9 protein-coding genes are annotated in these 19,333 nt (G+C 36.8%); 7 read left to right on the top strand and 2 right to left on the bottom strand.

Going from position 1 to position 19,333, the window contains the following annotated elements; genetic code table 11:
• Nucleotides 1-477 carry a 30S ribosomal protein S7 gene (rpsG, locus tag BUE24_RS14160; protein WP_073316841.1) on the bottom strand — a complete coding sequence of 159 codons (477 nt, stop codon included), beginning with the start codon at nt 475-477 and terminating at the stop codon, nt 1-3.
• 20 nt (nt 478-497) lie between these two features.
• Nucleotides 498-872 (bottom strand): 30S ribosomal protein S12, encoded by a 375-nt coding sequence (gene rpsL / locus BUE24_RS14155; RefSeq protein ID WP_024770883.1) that lies wholly within the window; start codon nt 870-872, stop codon nt 498-500.
• Nucleotides 873-1,367: 495 nt separating this feature from the next.
• Between rpsL and BUE24_RS14150 the strand changes: the two genes are divergently transcribed.
• The 7 genes from BUE24_RS14150 (at nt 1,368) to BUE24_RS14120 (ending at nt 19,332) form a co-directional block, all read left to right on the top strand.
• Nucleotides 1,368-4,625, top strand: coding sequence for a SusC/RagA family TonB-linked outer membrane protein (locus BUE24_RS14150; protein ID WP_073316839.1), 3,258 nt, complete (start codon nt 1,368-1,370; stop codon nt 4,623-4,625).
• 17 nt (nt 4,626-4,642) lie between these two features.
• Nucleotides 4,643-6,364: a SusD/RagB family nutrient-binding outer membrane lipoprotein gene (locus tag BUE24_RS14145; protein ID WP_073316837.1), complete on the top strand. Its 1,722-nt coding sequence runs from the start codon at nt 4,643-4,645 to the stop codon at nt 6,362-6,364.
• A 37-nt stretch (nt 6,365-6,401) separates the two neighbouring features.
• A complete protein-coding gene (locus BUE24_RS14140; RefSeq protein WP_073316835.1) occupies nt 6,402-7,442 on the top strand; it encodes a hypothetical protein in 1,041 nt (346 codons plus the stop codon).
• Nucleotides 7,443-7,760: 318 nt separating this feature from the next.
• Nucleotides 7,761-10,940: a SusC/RagA family TonB-linked outer membrane protein gene (locus BUE24_RS14135; protein ID WP_073316833.1), complete on the top strand. Its 3,180-nt coding sequence runs from the start codon at nt 7,761-7,763 to the stop codon at nt 10,938-10,940.
• A 12-nt stretch (nt 10,941-10,952) separates the two neighbouring features.
• Nucleotides 10,953-12,527: a RagB/SusD family nutrient uptake outer membrane protein gene (locus tag BUE24_RS14130; RefSeq protein ID WP_073316831.1), complete on the top strand. Its 1,575-nt coding sequence runs from the start codon at nt 10,953-10,955 to the stop codon at nt 12,525-12,527.
• Between the two features lie 68 nt (nt 12,528-12,595).
• On the top strand, nt 12,596-15,883 hold the full coding sequence (locus tag BUE24_RS14125; RefSeq protein ID WP_073316829.1) for a VCBS repeat-containing protein: 3,288 nt from the start codon (nt 12,596-12,598) through the stop codon (nt 15,881-15,883).
• A gap of 272 nt (nt 15,884-16,155) precedes the next feature.
• Entirely contained in the window at nt 16,156-19,332 is a 3,177-nt protein-coding gene (locus BUE24_RS14120; protein ID WP_084549555.1) for a SusC/RagA family TonB-linked outer membrane protein, read from the top strand.
• The last annotated feature ends 1 nt before the right edge of the window (nt 19,333 follow it).

The raw sequence follows: 19,333 nt of genomic DNA, 5'->3' as shown, positions 1-19,333 counted from the left end.
TTAAAATCTAAAGTGTGAGAATGCTTTATTTGCTTCAGCCATTTTGTGAGTATCAACTCTTTTCTTAACCGCAGCTCCTTCTTCTTTTTCTGCAGCGATAATTTCTGCAGCAAGTTTTTGAGCCATAGATTTTTCGTTTCTCTTACGAGCAAACTGAATCAACCACTTCATAGCAGTAGATATCTTACGGTCTGGTCTGATTGGATTAGGAATTTGAAAAGTAGCTCCACCAACTCTTCGGCTTCGTACTTCTACGTGAGGCATTACATTAGACAATGCATCTTTCCACATTTCTAATGCGGTTTTTTCCTCATTTTGTTTTTTCTGATCTACGATATCAATCGCATCATAAAAAATCTTGAAAGCAACAGATTTCTTACCATCCCACATCATCATATTTACAAAACGAGTCACTAATTGATCGTTAAAACGAGGATCTGGTAAAATCGGTCTTTTTTTAGCCTTTCTTTTTCTCATTTCTTCTTAAAGTTTTTTAATTACTTTTTAGGGCGTTTTGCACCGTATTTAGATCTACGTTGTGTTCTACCTTCAACACCAGCGGTGTCTAAAGCTCCACGAACAATATGATATCTAACTCCCGGTAAATCTTTTACCCTTCCACCTCTAACTAATACTATCGAGTGCTCCTGGAGATTGTGACCTTCACCACCGATGTATGCATTCACTTCTTTTCCATTCGTTAACCTAACACGCGCTACTTTACGCATCGCAGAATTTGGTTTCTTAGGAGTAGTAGTGTATACACGAGTACATACACCGCGACGTTGCGGGCACGAATCCAAAGCAGCCGATTTACTCTTCTTAGTTATTTTGGCTCTACCTTTTCGTACTAATTGTGAAATTGTTGGCATAATTTGCTTTACACTATTATTAAAAATTTTAAAATATCCCTTTAAAAGGGCTGCAAAGGTAGAAATATTTTTGAGCAAATCAAATCCTAGTACATTAATTTTTAAAGAATTAAAAATCCTTACGAAAATACCTCATAAATAAGAATAGCAGAAAAACTCATTTTCAGAATCCACTACCCCAATTCCAGCCAAGAATTTATTAGGATGTAGCAAGGAAAACAAAACTATACCAAATAAAAAAGATTATAAACTTTATTTCCTCAAAACAAACAACTAATCCACAGTCAGTTCAAAAAAGAGTGCAAAATTATTCGTTTGATTTTCAGCTGTTAAGACAATCAATCGCAAAGTTTAAAAAGTTGAAAAAGTCCTCTTAAATTATCATAAATTAACAGATAAACCGTAATAAAAAACGTTAAAAAAATCTAAAAGAACAGTTGTTAGTTATTATTTATTATCAACTTTGAAGTTGGCTAATTCTAATAATTAAAATAAATGAAATCACCGACAAATCGAATGCTGGTGCTATTCCTAGCGCTGGTAGTGCACCTCTCGTATGCACAAGAAAAAACAATCACAGGAACAATAACAGATGATGCAGGCTCACCTCTTCCGGGAGTAAACATCATTGTGAAAGGAACAGACTCTGGAACACAATCAGACTTTGACGGAAAATACAGTATTGAAACTGCTCAAGGAAGCACTCTTGTATTCAGCTTCCTTGGGTTTACCAACAAGGAAGTACTGGTAGGCGCATCAAATACTATTGATGTGCAATTAGAATCTTCAACCTCAGAACTCGAAGAAGTAATTGTAACTGCGCAAGGTATTCGCCGTGAGAAACAGGCACTGGGATACGCAGTAGCAGAAGTAAAAGATGAACAATTAGAACAAAGAGCAGAAGGAGATATCGGTAGGGTACTCTTCGGAAAAGCCTCAGGTGTAAATATTACACAACAAAATGGACTTTCTGGATCAGGTACCAATATCGTAATTCGAGGCCTAAGTTCTTTTAGTGGTAGTAACCAACCTCTATTTATTGTTGATGGTGTTCCTTTTAGCAGTGACACCAACTCGCAAGGAGGTAATGATGGAGACAGCCAGAATGACTTTATCGATGGTAACTCCGGATCAAGTAGATTCCTAGATCTGGATCCCAACAGTATAGAAAGTGTAAACGTACTAAAAGGTTTGGCAGCCGCAACCCTTTATGGTACTGCAGGACGTAATGGTGTAATTCTTATCACTACCAAAAATGGTTCTACAGGTGGAGCACTAAAAAAGAACGAAGTGACCATAACCTCTTCATTCTTCTTTAATGAAATTGCCTCCTTACCTGATTACCAAGATCAATTTGGTAATGGATTTGACCAGGCTTTCGGATGGTTTTTTAGTAACTGGGGACCAAGTTTTGATAGAGATGGTGTTGCCGGTTGGGGAAATGGAATCAACTCAGACCCTAACAGAGGATTTAACGAAGATGGAACTCTAGCTCACCCATATAGCACAGCAGCTTCTGCCACAGGAATCCCAGCAGCATTTCCGCAGTTTGCAGGTGCGAGATATGAATGGAGACCTTATGATAGTGTAGAAAACTTTTTCAGAACAGGAACGGTTTCTAATACCGCAATTAACTTTAGAGGAACTACTGCAGATAACACTTTAAGTTATAATGCCAACTATAGTTATCTGGAAGATGAAGGTTTCACTCCAGGAAACACTTTAAGAAGAAACACACTTGGTTTTGGAGGAAAAGCACAACTATCCAACAAAATCACGCTTTCGAATACATTGAACTATTCAAAAACAGATTTCCGAACTCCACCAGTATCAGCGAGTAGAGGTAACGGATCTTTTGGAACAGGTTCATCGGTATTTGGAGAATTGTTCTTTACCCCGCGTAGTGTTGACTTAATAGGATTACCGTTTCAGAATCCAATAGACGGATCCAGTGTTTATTATCGTCAAAACAACAGTATACAGCACCCACTATGGACAGTGAACAATGCCTTAAACCGTCAAACTACCAATCGTGTATTTGGTAATGGAACTATTCAATACGATATCAACGATAATATAAACCTGGTATACCGTTTTGGTTTGGACAACTATACCGAATCAAATGTTAACCAACAAAACAAAGGTGGAGTAAGTGATGATGCTTCCTTACGAAGTGGTATTTATCAAACATGGACTAATATCAACACCATTTTTGACCATAACTTTATCGTTAATGGTAGCTACTCTCTTAGCGAACAAGTCGGAATGACTTTTAACCTAGGTGCAACAAGCAGACGAGAAGTTTTTGAACGTAACGGTGTTGCTAGTAGCGATCAACAGGTGTTTGATGTTTTCAGACATGTAAACTTTGCCAATCAAAACGAAATAGAGTTCAAACAAGAAAGAAATATTGTTGGTTTGTATGGACAAGCAGATTTTGACTACAAAAGAATGTTATATCTTACCGTTGCAGGAAGAAATGACTGGGTATCCAATCTAAGTTCTGCCAACCGCTCTATCTTTTACCCTAGTACCAGCGTATCTTTCTTACCAACAACCGCAATAGAAGGACTAAGAACTGATAACGGTATTAACTACCTTAAAATAAGGGCAGGTTATGGAACTTCAGCAAACTTCCCAACCGGATTCCCGGTAGCTACCACTCTTGACTTGGACACTCAAAACTTCCAGGATTCTGGAACAGATATCGTAACCAATTCTGCAGCACCTAGACTAGGAAACCCAGATCTGAAGCCAGAACGTCTAAACGAGATCGAACTAGGGATCGAATCAAGGTTTTTTAGAAATAGAATCTCATTAAACGCTTCTTATTATAACAGAATCACCAAAGACTTAATCATTGACAGACCACTAGATAACTCTACTGGCGCTACAGTAACCAGTGAAAATATTGGAGAAATCAAAAGTGATGGTTTAGAAATTGATTTAGGCATCGATATTATTCAATTTCCAGACAATGGATTCAATTGGAATACCAATATCAATTTCACCACCAACGAAACTACCGTAGAAGACCTTGGTGCTGATACCGATATTATTGTGTATTCTGGTTTCTCAAACCTTGGTAATGCCGCTATCGAAGGAGAGCCTCTTGGTGTTATAGTAGGTAGCCGAATAGAAAGAGATGCCAATGGAAACTTTTTGGTTAACGATGCTGGTAATTACAGAGAAGAAGAGGGTACTTTCGTAATTGGTGACCCTAACCCGGATTACTTATTGAACGTAAACAACTCATTCTCTTACAAAAACTTCAACTTAAGTTTCTTATTTACTTTTGTTAAAGGAGGAGACATCTATTCAAGAACAGTATCTACCTTATTAGGAAGAGGACTAACCACTGATACTGTTGACAGAGAAAACACATTTATCTTACCTGGAGTAAGAGAAGATGGCTCTCAAAACAACATTCAGATCAACAATTCAACATTCTATTTCTCGAATGTATTATTTGGACCTGATGAACTTGGTGTTTTTGACGGAACAGTACTACGATTACAAGAACTTTCTTTAGGGTATTCATTACCAACAAAATATTTAGACAATACACCTTTTGGTTCACTTAGCGTGAATCTTACAGGATATAACTTATGGTTTGACGCCTTCAATATTCCTGATGGAACGAATTTCGATCCTAACGTAGCTGGATTAGGAGTAGGTAACGGTAGAGGTTTTGACTTTTTGAATGGACCAAGTTCAAGAAGATATGGTATCAGTGTTAAAGCTTCTTTCTAATCAAAAAAAACAACATCATGAATACAATAAAATTGACATATAAAATATCACTCATAGCAATCCTCTCGATAGGAATGTTATTTACCTCTTGCGAGAGTTTAGAGCTTGATTTGGCAGACAATCCAAATCAATTAACACCTGATCAATCCAATCCAGATTTATTTCTGAATTCTATACAAGTAGACTTTGGAAAAGTTGTTGAGCGTTTTGGAGCTATTGCCGGGCAGGTTACCCGAATAGACAATATGTTTGGAAGAAACTACCAAAACACCTATTCACCAGCTGATTTTAATGATGTCTGGAGTGGCTCTTACCAATCAACTGGAGAATCTTTTGATGATCAAAATGGACATAGCCAAACCTTTAATGGTATCCTGGCAGATGTTAGAGCTTTGAAACCACTTGCCATAGATGGAGAACTCTATCATCACTTAGCTATAAGCCAAGTAATTGAAGCGTATACTATTGTTACCTTGGTAGACTTTTTTGGAGATGTTCCTTACACGGAAGCTGTTCAAGGAAGTACGGGTAATTTAAACCCTGTAACAGATAGCGGAGCAACAATATATGCTGCCGCACTGGAATTACTAGACGAAGCTATTGTAAATTTCGAAAGAGATGTAACTAACGAACCAGAAAATGATTTTTATTATAGTGGTGATTGGGACAATTGGATTAAGGCTGCTAATACCTTAAAAATGAAAATCTACCTGCAACGCAGACTTGTAGACAACAATGCTATTGCTGATTTTAATGCTATTATTACTTCCGGAGATTATATTCAAACTGCTTCGGAAGACTTCCAGTTTTCCTGGGGAGCTAATGAAATTCAACCAGATAACCGCCATCCTAGATATGCAAACAATTATGAAGGTGATGGTGCCGACGAATACCTATCAAATTGGTTAATGAACCAAATGTCTAATAATGACGATCCAAGAATTAGATATTACTTTTACAGACAAACCAATGCAGTACCAGGTGCAGAAATTGCCCCTAATGAAGAAACACTAAGTTGCTCCTTAGAAAGTGCTCCTCAACATTATATTGACGGTAATTTTACATTTTGTTTTCTAAATAATGGATACTGGGGGCGTGATCATGGAGATGATGATGGAACACCTCCAGACGGGTTCCTAAGAACGACTTTTGGAGTTTATCCTGCTGCAGGTCGATTTGACGATAGTAGTTTTCAAGGTATCTCTCAAGGAGATGGAGGGCAAGGAGCTGGTATTACTCCGATCATCCTATCTTCATGGGTAGATTTCATGATCGCAGAAGTCGCTATGTTAAACATGGACATTCCTGGTGCAAGAACCGCACTAAATAACGGATTGACTAAATCAATAACAAAAGTTGCCACTTTTGGAGCTTTAGACACTTCTGCAAACTTATCGTTTGAACCTAACGCTGCTGCTATTTCTAGTTTTGTTAATGATCGCCTTGCTGATTTTGATGCTGCAGTAACACCTGATGACCGTTGGGATGTAATTGCAGAACAATATTGGGTAGCATTATTTGGTAACGGTATTGATTCTTACAACTTTTATCGTCGTACCGGTTACCCTACCACATTACAACCTAATATTGAACCTAATCCTGGGAATTTGATAAGATCTTTCTTTTATCCAGCAGACCTTGTTACCAACAATTCTTCAGTACAACAAAAACCAAATACGGATCAAAAAGTTTTTTGGGATACTAACCCTGATTCCCCAGCTTTCCCTCCAGCGAACTAAAATGAATAGCATTTAGGAATCATAAAAAGACAAAACAATGAAAAGATTTTTTAAATATATAAACATAGCACTACTAACTGTAATTATGTTAGGTTGTAGTGGCGATGACAAAACCGTTGATGACGTACTTGCAAATGTAACAAGCGGGGCGGTTTTGAGAACAATTGATATTGACAACAACCTAGTCTACAATGATATAACTTTATCCTTTGAGACCGGATCTAATTATGTACTTACCATTGAAGAACAGGATGCACAACAAGGTGAACTCTTGGAATCTATTGAAATTTCTGCTCGTTTTGTAGAAAACACAAGAGTAGACACCAATATGGATGGAACAATTGATGATGATGACGCTAATCTTACAACCCAAGTAGGCGTAATTCGCACTTTGACAGCAGCAGACTTTCAACCCGGTAGTCGAGGAGTACCTATTACTGAAATTACATTCACAGCTGATGAACTTGTTACATTCACCGGAGTAGACGAAGCTTTAATAGAAGGAAGAGACGACTTTGAATTGAACTTCGTACTAACACTAACTGACGGACGTACTTTCTCTGAAGACGATGCCAGTGGTAACGTATCTGGAGGGTCTTACTTTTCTTCACCATATACTTATAGAACACCTATAGCATGTGCAATCACCGAAAGTCTAGCCGACACTTACACATATCAGATAACTGCTCTAACTTCTGCCCCGGGAGGAAGAAGTAATTGCCCTGCTGCTCCTCTATCAGGCCAGGTGACATGGGAAGAAACGGATACTCCTGGAGAATACACCACATCAGATATTAGTTTTGGACAATTTGATAGCTGCTATATGGATGTTTTCAGTTCTATTACTTTTGATGACGTGCAAATTGTTTGGGATTGCATCAATCTGGTAGCAGAAGGAACTATCGAAACCGTAGAAACTGCAAATGGTAACGAGGATGAATTTTCTTATGTATACACCATTGTTTCTACTTCTGGCTCTGATATGACATTGGACTTTAGCAACTCTGCTGGAGATCGAGGAACTGTAATTCTTACCCGACCAGACGGCAAAGTTTGGCCAGCATTATTAACTCGATAATTACAGATTATTCCTACAAAAAAGATAAAAAAATGAATATTTAGTAAAAAAACACTCGAATCATAAGTTTTTTAAGATCTTTCTTTAATCAGAAAGATCTTTTTTTGTTAATTTAATAAAAAACTCTTCCTTTCCCTGAATAAACTACAATATTTAACACTAACTCAAATCAAAGACAAAGTACTGTTTTACAGTAAGGTAACACAGTGTTCTCACCTCAAAAAAGGAATGGACAAGTAAATTTGATATCGAAAAAGTTGTTTTATTAAGATATAATTAAGATTTTTAGCGTGGCTAATTCTAAAATTACAAAACACAATGAAATCTTTATTAAAGGGAATCCTAATGCTATTCCTAGCATTGGGTGTGCAGACTTCTTTTGCACAAGACAAAACCATTACAGGTACTGTAACGGACAACGGGGGATCCCCACTACCAGGAGTAAACATTATTGTAAAAGGAACCAATAGTGGAACTCAAACCGATTTTGATGGAAAATATTCGGTAAGTGCTAGTGCGGGCTCAAGTTTAGTATTCAGTTATCTTGGATTTACAACACAAGAAGTTACCGTAGGAAGCGGTAACCAAATTGATGTTACACTTCAGGAGGACGCTGCAGTACTAGAAGAAGTAGTAGTAACAGGGGTTGCTTCTGGAACGAGTAAACGGAAACTAGGGGTTTCGGTAAATTCGGTAAAAGCAGAAGACCTTCAAGTACAGGGTGCTCAAGCAATTGACCAGGCACTACAAGGTAAAATCGCTGGTACTATTATCCAATCGACTACTGGTCAGCCAGGTCAGCAACAAAACATCATTTTGAGATCGATCAATAGTTTGAACTCTTCTCAACCAATGATATTAATTGATGGTGTTCAGGTTTCTACCTCAGAATCAAGTGTAGGTGGAGCTTCTAACCAAAGTTCTCGTCTGGCAGATATTGACTTTTCTAATGTAGAGCGAGTTGAAACTATCTCTGGAGCTGCAGCGGGTACCATTTATGGTGCGCAAGGAGCAAATGGGGTAATCAACATTATCACCAAAAAAGGTAAAGCAGGTGCTCCTGTCGTAAATATCAGATCTTCTGTAAGTGTTGCTCAAGCAATTACTGGAAAAGATCGATTAAGAGCTGACCTACATCACTATTCAACAAACGCTGCAGGATTTTTGGTAGACCTAAACGGTACTCCAGTAACGCAGCTTAATGACGAAGCACAATATCTAGCGGTAGATCCTGCCGAGAGAAATATCAATGGAACGGCACTTGGTGCAGAAGGTATTAATGACACACCTTTTAGAGAGCCAATTTTTGATGCTACTGATATACTTTTTAGAGATGCAATCAACACTACCAATGGTATAACTGTTTCAGGAGGATCTGAAGGTATCAGATACCTTGTTTCTGGTAATAGAACAGAACAAGAGAGTGTTTTAGTAGTTGGAAAATATACAAAATATGATGGCCGTATTAATTTAGGCTTCGATCTTGGAGAGAAAATCAAGGTTAACACAAGATTTGATGTTATCAATAGTACAAACACCACAGGTACAGATACGGATAACGCAAATGCCAACAACTTGATCAACAACGTATTTCAAAATCTTCCACACGTAGATTTCTTCAACAGGAACTCAGACGGAGATCTTACTGTATCACCAGACGCAACTGATCCTAACTCTGCTAACCCTTTCTTTTATCAAGAAATTCAGGTTAGAGAGGACAAAATCACCAGATACATTGCAAACCTTGATTTAACATATCAGCCATTTGAAGTATTATCTGTAAATTTCAAATACGGATATGATACTTTCTCCCAACAGTTCACTTTCTTTCAAGAAAATCAGACTAACCACCAACAAGCATCGTCTATTGGTACTAATGTTTCTGGTATTATAAATCAAGTAGACACACAAGAGTTTTTCCAAAACTTATTGATCTCTACAAACTTGACCTTAGATTTCAAAGAAGACCTTAAAATTAACATTCCATTTACTTCAAATACGACATTTAACTTTGATTGGAGAGATTTAGGATCTCGTACCACTGATGTCCAAGGAACAAACTTACCAACAGGACCATTTGGTTCTTTTAACGTAAACCAAGCAGTTGTTAAAACGTTCAACGAATTTAGCGATGAGCCTTTTAGAACATATGGTTTCTTATTGAACCAAAAATTTGATTACGAAAGTATTTTTGGTTTTTCAGCAGGTTTCAGACGTGACTTCTCTAACCGATTTGGTAACAACTTAGACTTTACCTTCCCAAGAGCAGATGCCTATCTTAATTTTGCAGAATTGTTTGAATCTGACTTAGTAAGCAACTTAAAAATAAGAGGGGCATATGGTGAAGCGGGTATTCAACCTCTATTTAGCCAGAACATCTTTACTCTTGCAACAACAACAGTAGGAAGTGAAGTAATCTCAGGGATCCCTTCTTCTGTAGCAAACCCAAGTCTTGAGGTGGAAACTTCAAAAGAACTTGAAGTTGGTCTAGATTACACCTTTACTCCTGGAAAAGGAGCTTGGTTTACTAGATTAGATGGTTCTGTGAACTATTTTGACAGAAAGACAGATGGAGCAATATTCCGTTTAGGACTACCAAGTAGTACAGGAACAAGTGCCATTTTCTCTAATGCATACGATATTTCGAGTGATGGTGTTGAAGCTTCCATAGATGCTTCGATGTTTACTTCAGAAAAATTCAGATGGAACTTCGGATTACGTTTTACAAAATCTACAGCAGTACTTGATAGAATCGCGAATGGGCTTCCAGTTGTTGTTAATGATAACTTCGTTCTTGACGAAGGGGAAGAAATCGGTACTTTCTCTGTATTCCCAGTTATTACTAGCTTAGATGCCCTTGACGCTAGCGGAAACAGAATCATCCCTGAAGCTGATGTAAATGACTTTACAGTGGCTAGCTCAGGATATGTTGTAAACAAAAACACTGGTCGAGTTGTAATCGGACCAGACAAAGTAGTAGCAGGTAGTACTCAGCCTGATTTTGTAATGACATTTATCAATGACTTCTCATTCTTCAATGATTTCATGGGAGTATCTTTCCAGATAGATTGGTTCCAAGGTCTTGATGTATACAACCGTGCAAGACAATGGTTATACAATAATGGCTTACATTCTGACACTGCAGTTCCAGTATCGATTGAAGATCCAACAGGAGCAGTACAAACCGGAGCTTTTGTAAGCTACTACACTTCTTTATACAATACTAATGTACCAACATCAGAGTTTGTTGAAGATGGTTCATTCTTAAGATTTAGAGATATCAGTTTTAATTTTAAACTAAACAACGTGCTTAACCTAGAGGCTTTTGATTATATCAACTTAAGCATCTCAGGAAGAAACTTAATCACAATTACAGATTACAAAGGTCTAGATCCAGAAGCAGCAAGAGGATTTGGAAACACATTCCAAAGAGGATTTGATGAATTTACGCATCCAAACGTAAAGAGCTATAATTTTGGATTAAACCTAGCATTTTAAAAAAATAAGACTATGAAAAGTTTATTAAACAAAGCAGCGTTTTTACTAGCGCTATCGTTTGTGGTCTCTTGTCAAGATAACATTTTAGATACAGACATTGACCCTGTTGACAACAACCTTCCTTCTACTGCATCTCTAAACAATGTAGATGGATTGACTACCTTTTCTAAAGGAATATATGATTTTATAGCATCTGATGATGTATTTGAAACCGTAGGAGCAGAATTAGAAAGTCCAATGCTTTTCTTTACTTATGGATATCATGAATCTATGGGAGATGCATTAACAACTCCATGGGGTAACTTTGCCAACAGATGGATCAATCAAACAGAATCTGTTGTTTTGGACGATGGTACTGTGGTATTACCTCCTGCAGGAGGGCCTCAGCCAGGTGAAATTGCTATTAGAAACACAAGAGCCGCAGGTAGTGACAACCCAACACAATATGAGTGGAGAGACATGTATGGACTTATAGTTCAAAGCAATACAATTGCAGAAGCACTAGACAACTTAGAAGCTGATGATGCCACTAAAGACGCCTTTAGAGCATGGTCACTATGGTGGAGAGCCTATGGATACAATAGACTTGGTTCGATGTATGAGCAAGGATTAATCAATGACTCAGGCTTGATCTCTAATCCTACTTCTGAGCCAAGCACACAGTTTGTAGACAATTCTCAACTAATAAGCAAGTCTAATGAAATATTAAATGAACTTGAAACTTTATTAAATGGTGTTACTGATGTAGCAACCTTTGATGGGAGATTCACCGGATTACAATTGGCATATCTTACTTCTAAAGTAAATCTTGCTGGTTTACAGGAAAATATTAACTCATTACGAGTTCGAAACCTTGTTTACAACACTCCAGTAGCAGACATGACAACTGCAGACTGGAATCAGGTAATCACATTAGCGAACAATGGGGTATCAGCAAATGCAAACGCTTTTATTATGCAGTCTGAATCTTCGTTTATCGATAACAACTGGATACCTGGTCAGGTTACTGGTTTCTGGTATTTCCCAAGTGAAAGATTAATTCAGGATATTAATCCTGGAGATGTACGTTTAGATTTATATTTTGAACCTGATTTTGATTTCCCTAACCCAAGAGGAAGAGGAATTCAATATGGTGCGTCTAGATTCTGGAATGACAATACTCCTATCGTATCTTCAAATCCATTAGGAGCTACTATGTATTATGCAGGAAGTTTTGAAGAAAACCAATTAATACTTGCAGAAGCAAAAGTAAGAACTAATGATATCGAAGGAGGGCTTGCCCACTTGGACGCTGTTAGAACGTTCCAGGCTTCTGGTTTAGCTGCTACGGTAGGGACAGGATTAACACAAGATCAAGCATTAGAGGAAATTAGAAAAGAGCGTCGTCTTGCATTAATTTTTAGAGCAGTTGCTTTCTATGACGCTCGTCGTTATGGTGTAGCAGCCACTTCAAGAACTGGAGCGCATGTTCTTGATGAAAATGGAAACCTTAACACCAATGCCACTATTAATTATGGATATTTAGAATACTGGCCAGTACCAGCATTCGAAACAGACTTTAACCCTGTTTCTCCTACCCCTAACTAATAAGTAGCATAAAATTATATTAAATAAAAGAGGTTGTGGATTCACAACCTCTTTTTTACATTTAACCCATGAAAAACATCCTAACATTACTTCTTCTATTTTTTTTCTTTTCCTGCACTCAAAAAGAAAATCAAGATGCTACATCATATCTATTTTCGAAAGTAGATAACAAGATCACAGGAATTGATTTCCAAAATCAAATTCAGGAAGATGAAAAATATAATATCGTCAATTACTTGTATTATTACAATGGCGGAGGAGTAGCAGTAGGAGATATCAATAACGATGATTTACCAGACTTGTATTTTGTGTCTAACAGAGGCCAAAACAAATTGTACCTCAATCAAGGTGATTTCAAATTCAAGGACATCACAACTTCTTCTGGTACAGCAGGAAAATCTGACTGGAATACAGGTGTTACTATGGTGGATATTAATGGAGATGGATTTCTGGACATCTATGTATGTGCCGTAATTAATATTTTGGGGTTTGAAGGACACAATGAACTATTTATTAATAATGGAGATGGAACTTTCACAGAAGAATCCGAAAAATATGGCCTGAACTATAAAGGATATGCCACTCAAGCTTATTTTTTTGATTATGATAAGGATGATGATCTGGATGTCTATATCGTTAACCATGCACTACACACCAAAACCTCTCACGGCCCTTCATACATTCGCAAAAAAAGAACAGATTATGTTGGAGACGTATTACTTAAGAACGATAATTCCAAATTCATAGATGTAAGCCTTGAAGCAAAAATTCATGGGGGCGCTAATGGATATGGCCTTAGTGCATCAATTGCAGATTTTAATAATGACGGCTGGGATGACATTTATGTATGTAATGATTTCCATGAAGACGACTATTACTATATTAATCAGGGAGATGGCACTTTCAACGAAGAACTTCCCAAATACTTTTCACACACCAGCAGATTTTCTATGGGTAGCGATGCCGCAGACATTGATGGCGATGGGTTTCAAGATTTGATAACCTTGGATATGCTTCCTTATGAAGAAAAAGTACTCAAAGAATCAGATGGAGATGTTTCTTACAAAACTCAGGAATTCCTTATTAGCCAGGGTTATCAAAAGCAATACGCCAGAAACATGCTTCAAATGAATAAATCTGGAGATTTCTTTATAGAAAAAGGGCTATACGACAACATAGCTGCAACGGATTGGAGCTGGTCTCCTCTTATTGCAGATTATAATCTCGATGGGCATCAGGATTTGTTTATTACCAATGGAATACACAAGAGACCTAACAATCTAGATTTCATGAGATATCTTTCCAATTCTTTTAAAAACAAATATCAAGATAAAAAACAGAAAGATGCCTGGTTGATAAAATCTTTAAAAGTTATGCCTACTGGAGAGACTCCAAATGCTATTTTTGAAGGGGACAGTAAAACTTTTCATAATAAAACTGGGGATTGGATCAAAAACACACCTACTCTATCCAACGGTGCCACTTATGCAGATCTGGATAATGATGGAGATCTTGATTTAATAGTAAATAATTTGAATGACTTTGCTAGTTTATACAAAAATGGAAGTTCTGACAATTCAAATACATCCTTTGTTTCGGTAGAGTTTGATTACAAACCTAGTAACAAGTTAGGTATTGGCTCCAAAGTCTTTATATATAGTAATAATGAAATCCAAAATAAGCAATTATTTACTTCTCGAGGTTTTATCTCATCTGTAGCACCTAAATTGCACTTTGGATTAGGCCAGAAAAGTATTGATTCTATCAAAGTAATCTGGCCAGACAATACTTATCAAAATATAAACTTAGTAGATTTCAAAAATAAAAACATCAAAATCAAATATGATTCTCAAAATATCACCTCGTTCAAATATAAGAATCAAACGAGTAATCCTATTTTCAAAAAAGACCAATTAGCAACTTTTAAACATCGCGAAGACCAGTACAATGATTTTGATGTAAACAAACTAATTCCATACAAAATATCTACACAAGGCCCAGCGATAGCCATAGGAGACGTTAACAATGACGGGCAAGAAGATATATTTATTGGTGGAGCATCTTTGCAAAAATCTAAATTAATAATTAGCAAGGAACAAAAACTACAACATCATCCAATCCCTGTGATTGAAAACGATTCTATCAGCGAAGATGTTGATGCTACTTTTTTTGATGTTGATGGCGACAACGACTTAGATCTATATGTAGCTTCAGGAATAATTGATTCCAAACACATTGAATTTCAAAATGACCGATTGTATATCAATGACGGTTTGGGTAATTTCTCAAAACCTTCTACAGACCTACCTGTAAACAATTTGAATACTGCTGTGGTACGTGCTTATGATTATGACCAAGATGGAGATATGGATATTTTTGTTGGAAACAGATCTGACAGTTCAAACTTCGGAAAAAAAGTAAATTCTTACTTATTAAAAAATCAAGGCAACTTACAGTTTGTAAAAGACAATAGCTTTTCATTAACCACTATGGTTACTGATGCTATCTGGGAGGATATCAATGGAGATAACATCAAAGATTTATTGGTAGCTGCAGAGTGGGATAAACCAAGAATTTTTACAAATAATAATGGCACCTTAACCGAAGTAGAACTTGAAGCCAATATCACCGGCCTTTGGCAATCTATAGCATTTTATGATATAGACTTCGATGGGGACAAAGATATTCTCTTGGGAAACTGGGGGCAAAACACCAAATTTAAACCTACCACAGAATACCCTCTTGTAATGTATTATGGCGATTTTGATCAAAACAATAAGAATGAAACATTGGTAGCATATGCTGTAAAAGGCCAGTATTACCCTGTAAATTCTAAAGATGAATTCGCTTCCCAGATCAATATAATCAACAAACAGTATATTGATTATAAAAGTTATGCAAATCAACCTATAGACGATATTTTAAAATCCCTAAATGCAAAAACAATTGAAAGCATCGATGTAACCACCCTGAAAAGTGGATATCTTCGCAATACAAATGGCACGTATGATGAGTTTATCGAATTCCCTCCTACCTTTCAATTATCTCCTATCAATTCTTTTTTAGCAAATGATTTTCTTGGAGAAGGCTATGATCAATTACTTCTGGGAGGAAACTTTTATGGTCTCAACACGTATCACGGTATTTTTAATTCTAATCCAGGTTTTTTGATAACAAAAAGCAGGACCAAAAACACGTTCTCTTATTTATCCTCAAAACAAGTAGGACTAACCCTACATAATAAAGAACTACGAATCTTAAAAAAATTAACACATAACCAAGATGAATATCTAATATCAGGGTTTAATAATGATAGTCTATACTTTTTCAGACGCTTGACAAACAACTCTAAATAAGCATTTTGCAATTATTTTTTTAACCAAATTTTAAAATCAAAGAGGCTGTTCTTGTTATAAAAAATTAGTAAGAAAAAGAGTCAATACATCCTATTAAATTGGGTCAAAAAAAAACAAAAAAAATCTTACAAACCCCCTACTACAACGTTTTAGTAAGTGTTCGCCATTTATAAAACCACTTAAAGCAATAATTCAAATTTTAATAGTAAAAAGTTGTTTTATAAAGATATTATTATCATTTTTGGAGCTGGCTAATTCAAATAAATTGTAAAATGAGAACAAAGTTTAGTGGAATTTTAACGCTATTTTTGGCGTTTGTTGTGCAAATAACTTTTGCGCAAGAAAAAACTATCTCAGGTAATGTAACCGACGACAGAGGGTTACCTTTACCAGGGGTTAATATCGTTGTGAAAAACACAGCTAACGGTACACAAACCGATTTTGATGGTAATTATAGTATTACCGCAAACAAAGGTGCAGTATTATCGTTTAGTTATGTTGGTTTCACAACTAAAGAAGTTGTAGTTGGTGACAGTGACAATATCAACGTACAGTTGGCGGCATCAGCTTCAGAGTTAGAAGAAGTAGTAGTAACAGCACTTGGTATTGAGCGTTCTGCAAGATCACTTGGTTATGCGGTATCTACTATTAAATCTGAAGATCTGAATGAGGTAAGAGAAACCAACCTTCTTGGAGCACTACAAGGAAAGACTTCTGGTGTAGTAATCCAAAACCAAAGTGGTAACGTAGGTGGATCTACGAGAATACTTATCCGTGGTATCTCAAGTTTACAGGGTAATCAGCAACCACTATTCGTAGTAGATGGTGTGCCGATCTCGAACTCTAATATCGCCACAGGATCTCGTATTACTGGTGGATTTGACTTTGGTAACCGTGCTCAGGATATCAACCCGGATGACATCGAAACTATTTCTGTACTGAAAGGTGCATCTGCTGCCGCTCTTTACGGATCTCGTGCATCTGCTGGGGTTATCATCATTACTACAAAGAAAGGTAAGCAAGGTTCTAAGGCTAGTATAAGCTTTAACTCTAGTTTACGTTTTGATTCTCCTTTAAGATTACCAGATTTCCAGAATGAGTTTATCAGTGGTGATCAAGGTGTATATGACTTTACACAGAACGAAAGAGATCAAACTACTGTAGGTTGGGGTCCTTCAATCAATGATCCATCTCTTGCTGGTCAAACTTTTGTAAACTTAAGAGACCAGAACGTTCCTTTCAGAATTTTCGAAGATGGTGTTGAAGATTTTTATGACACTGGTATCACCTCTATTAATAGTGTTACTGTTTCTGGAGCTGGTCAAAATGGTGATGACTACAGATTAAGTGTTGCTTACACAGATCAACAAGGTATCATCCCTAACTCTTCTTTGAATAGAACTAATATTGGTTTGAACTCAGGTAAAGAGTTTAATGAGAAATTAAGTTCAAGATTTAGTGTAAACTATGTTAGAACAAATACAGTAGGTACTGCTGCTCAAGGAGCAAATGACCCTAACGTATTAACAAATATTATAAATGGTCTTTCAAGATTAACTGACTTCTCTTTATTCGATCCAGATGTTGACGAATTCGGAAATCAGATTAATGATCCAGGAGGACAATCTAATAACCCATTATTTATTGCTCGTCAGAATGCTACTCAAACACAAGTTGAGCGTTTCTTTGGTAATGCATCTTTAACTTATGCTCCTACTGAAAACTTCAATATTTTAGGTAGAGCTGGTTACGATACATTTACAGATCAGCGTTTAATCCAAAACAGTATCGGTACTATCGGTGCTTTACGTGGTAGCTTCGTAGATGACTTTATCAAAAGACGTGAGCTTACTTTAGACCTTATCGCTACTTATGACAAGTCTCTTTCTGATGCTTTCAACTTAACAGTACGTGGTGGTATGCAGTGGAACGAAAGGGTATTAGATCGTTTACAAAACACAGGTACTAACTTAACAGTACCAGAATTATTTGATCCAGGTAATGCCGAGGTTAATGCAGTAGTAAAAGATTTCACACTTAGAAGAATCTTTGGTGCATTTGGAGACGTTACTTTAGACTACAAGAACTGGTTAATTTTGAACGTAACTGGTCGTAATGACTGGTCTTCTACACTACCGATTGGTAACAACAGTTTCTTCTACCCTTCTGTATCTTTGAGTTGGATATTCTCTGATGCTCTTAACATCCAGGGAGATTTCTTAAGTTATGGTAAGCTTAGAGGAGCATGGGCAAACGTAGGTGTTGATACTGCGCCATTCCTATTAGACTTTACGTTTAATCCAGATACTGGTTTCTTCCAACAGTTTGGTCAGGGAGGTACTTTCCCATTCGACGGACAGTTAGCATTTAACTCTGATGGAACCTTAGCCAATCAAAACTTGAAGCCTGAAAATCAGGAAAACTTCGAAATAGGTGTTGAATTAGGTTTATTGAATAACAGAGTATTCATTGATGCAACATACTACGAAAACTTTACTGAGGATCAAATTATCACAGTACCTACTCCACAATCTTCTGGTTTTGGTGGATTCTTAACCAACGTTGGTGAGATTAGTAACAAGGGTATTGAATTACAAATTAACGCTAAAGTTGTTCAAACTGATAACTTTACTTGGGACTTAGATTATAACTTCACAACTAACGAATTTAAAGTAGAAGACCTTGGAGCTCTTCCAGGTGGTGCTTTAAACTTAGCGACTGGATTTAACGGTATTGCAGTAAGAGCAATTGAAGGTGAAGATCTTCAGTTATTCGGTCCACGTTGGTTAAGAGCTGTAGATGCAGAAGGAAATGATATTGATGATCAAATCGTTGTTGATGCTAATGGTATCCGTCAAGTTGGTCAGTCTGCTCCTCTTGGAAGCATCTTCCCTGATTATACAATGGGTATTACTTCTACGTTCAGATATAAAAACTGGAGATTATCTACTACATTCGATTACAGAGAAGGAGGAAAAATATTCTCTAATACTGTAGGACAATTAAGAAGAGCTGGTTTAGCTGAAGAAACTGCTGTAAACGGTCGTGAAGTATTTGTTGATCCAAATACATTTGTAGCTACGGGTACAAATCCTGATGGTTCTACAATTGTTGCTCCAAACACTACTCCAATTTCAAGTGTACAAAACTACTGGGGTGGATTTGCAAACGCTAGTGTTGTAGAAGGTAACGTATTTGACGCTACTTTCATCAAATGGAGAGAAATTAGTTTAGCCTATACTTTCCCTTCAGAAATTCTTAAGAAGACACCTATCAAAGCATTACAAATTGCTTTAGAAGGAAGAAACCTTGCTTTGTTTAATACTGATGTTCCTCATATCGATCCAGAAGCTGGTTTAGGAGGTTCTGCTAGTAACCTGCAAGGAATTGAAAGAGGTGGTGTACCATCTACTAAGAGTTTCGGATTTAACATTCAAGCAAATTTCTAAA

Origin of the sequence: Aquimarina spongiae (genome assembly GCF_900141785.1) — a bacterium.
Classification (GTDB): domain Bacteria; phylum Bacteroidota; class Bacteroidia; order Flavobacteriales; family Flavobacteriaceae; genus Aquimarina; species Aquimarina spongiae.
Note: the sequence above shows the minus strand (reverse complement) of the source record. Positions and strands in the feature narration are given on the sequence as shown.

Coding starts and splice junctions, on each gene's coding strand:
- BUE24_RS14135 (WP_073316833.1), top strand. CDS start 7,761: ATGAAATCTTTATTAAAGGGAATCCTAATGCTATTCCTAGCATTGGGT.
- BUE24_RS14150 (WP_073316839.1), top strand. CDS start 1,368: ATGAAATCACCGACAAATCGAATGCTGGTGCTATTCCTAGCGCTGGTA.
- BUE24_RS14145 (WP_073316837.1), top strand. CDS start 4,643: ATGAATACAATAAAATTGACATATAAAATATCACTCATAGCAATCCTC.
- BUE24_RS14130 (WP_073316831.1), top strand. CDS start 10,953: ATGAAAAGTTTATTAAACAAAGCAGCGTTTTTACTAGCGCTATCGTTT.
- rpsL (WP_024770883.1), bottom strand. CDS start 872: ATGCCAACAATTTCACAATTAGTACGAAAAGGTAGAGCCAAAATAACT.
- BUE24_RS14120 (WP_084549555.1), top strand. CDS start 16,156: ATGAGAACAAAGTTTAGTGGAATTTTAACGCTATTTTTGGCGTTTGTT.
- BUE24_RS14140 (WP_073316835.1), top strand. CDS start 6,402: ATGAAAAGATTTTTTAAATATATAAACATAGCACTACTAACTGTAATT.
- BUE24_RS14125 (WP_073316829.1), top strand. CDS start 12,596: ATGAAAAACATCCTAACATTACTTCTTCTATTTTTTTTCTTTTCCTGC.
- rpsG (WP_073316841.1), bottom strand. CDS start 477: ATGAGAAAAAGAAAGGCTAAAAAAAGACCGATTTTACCAGATCCTCGT.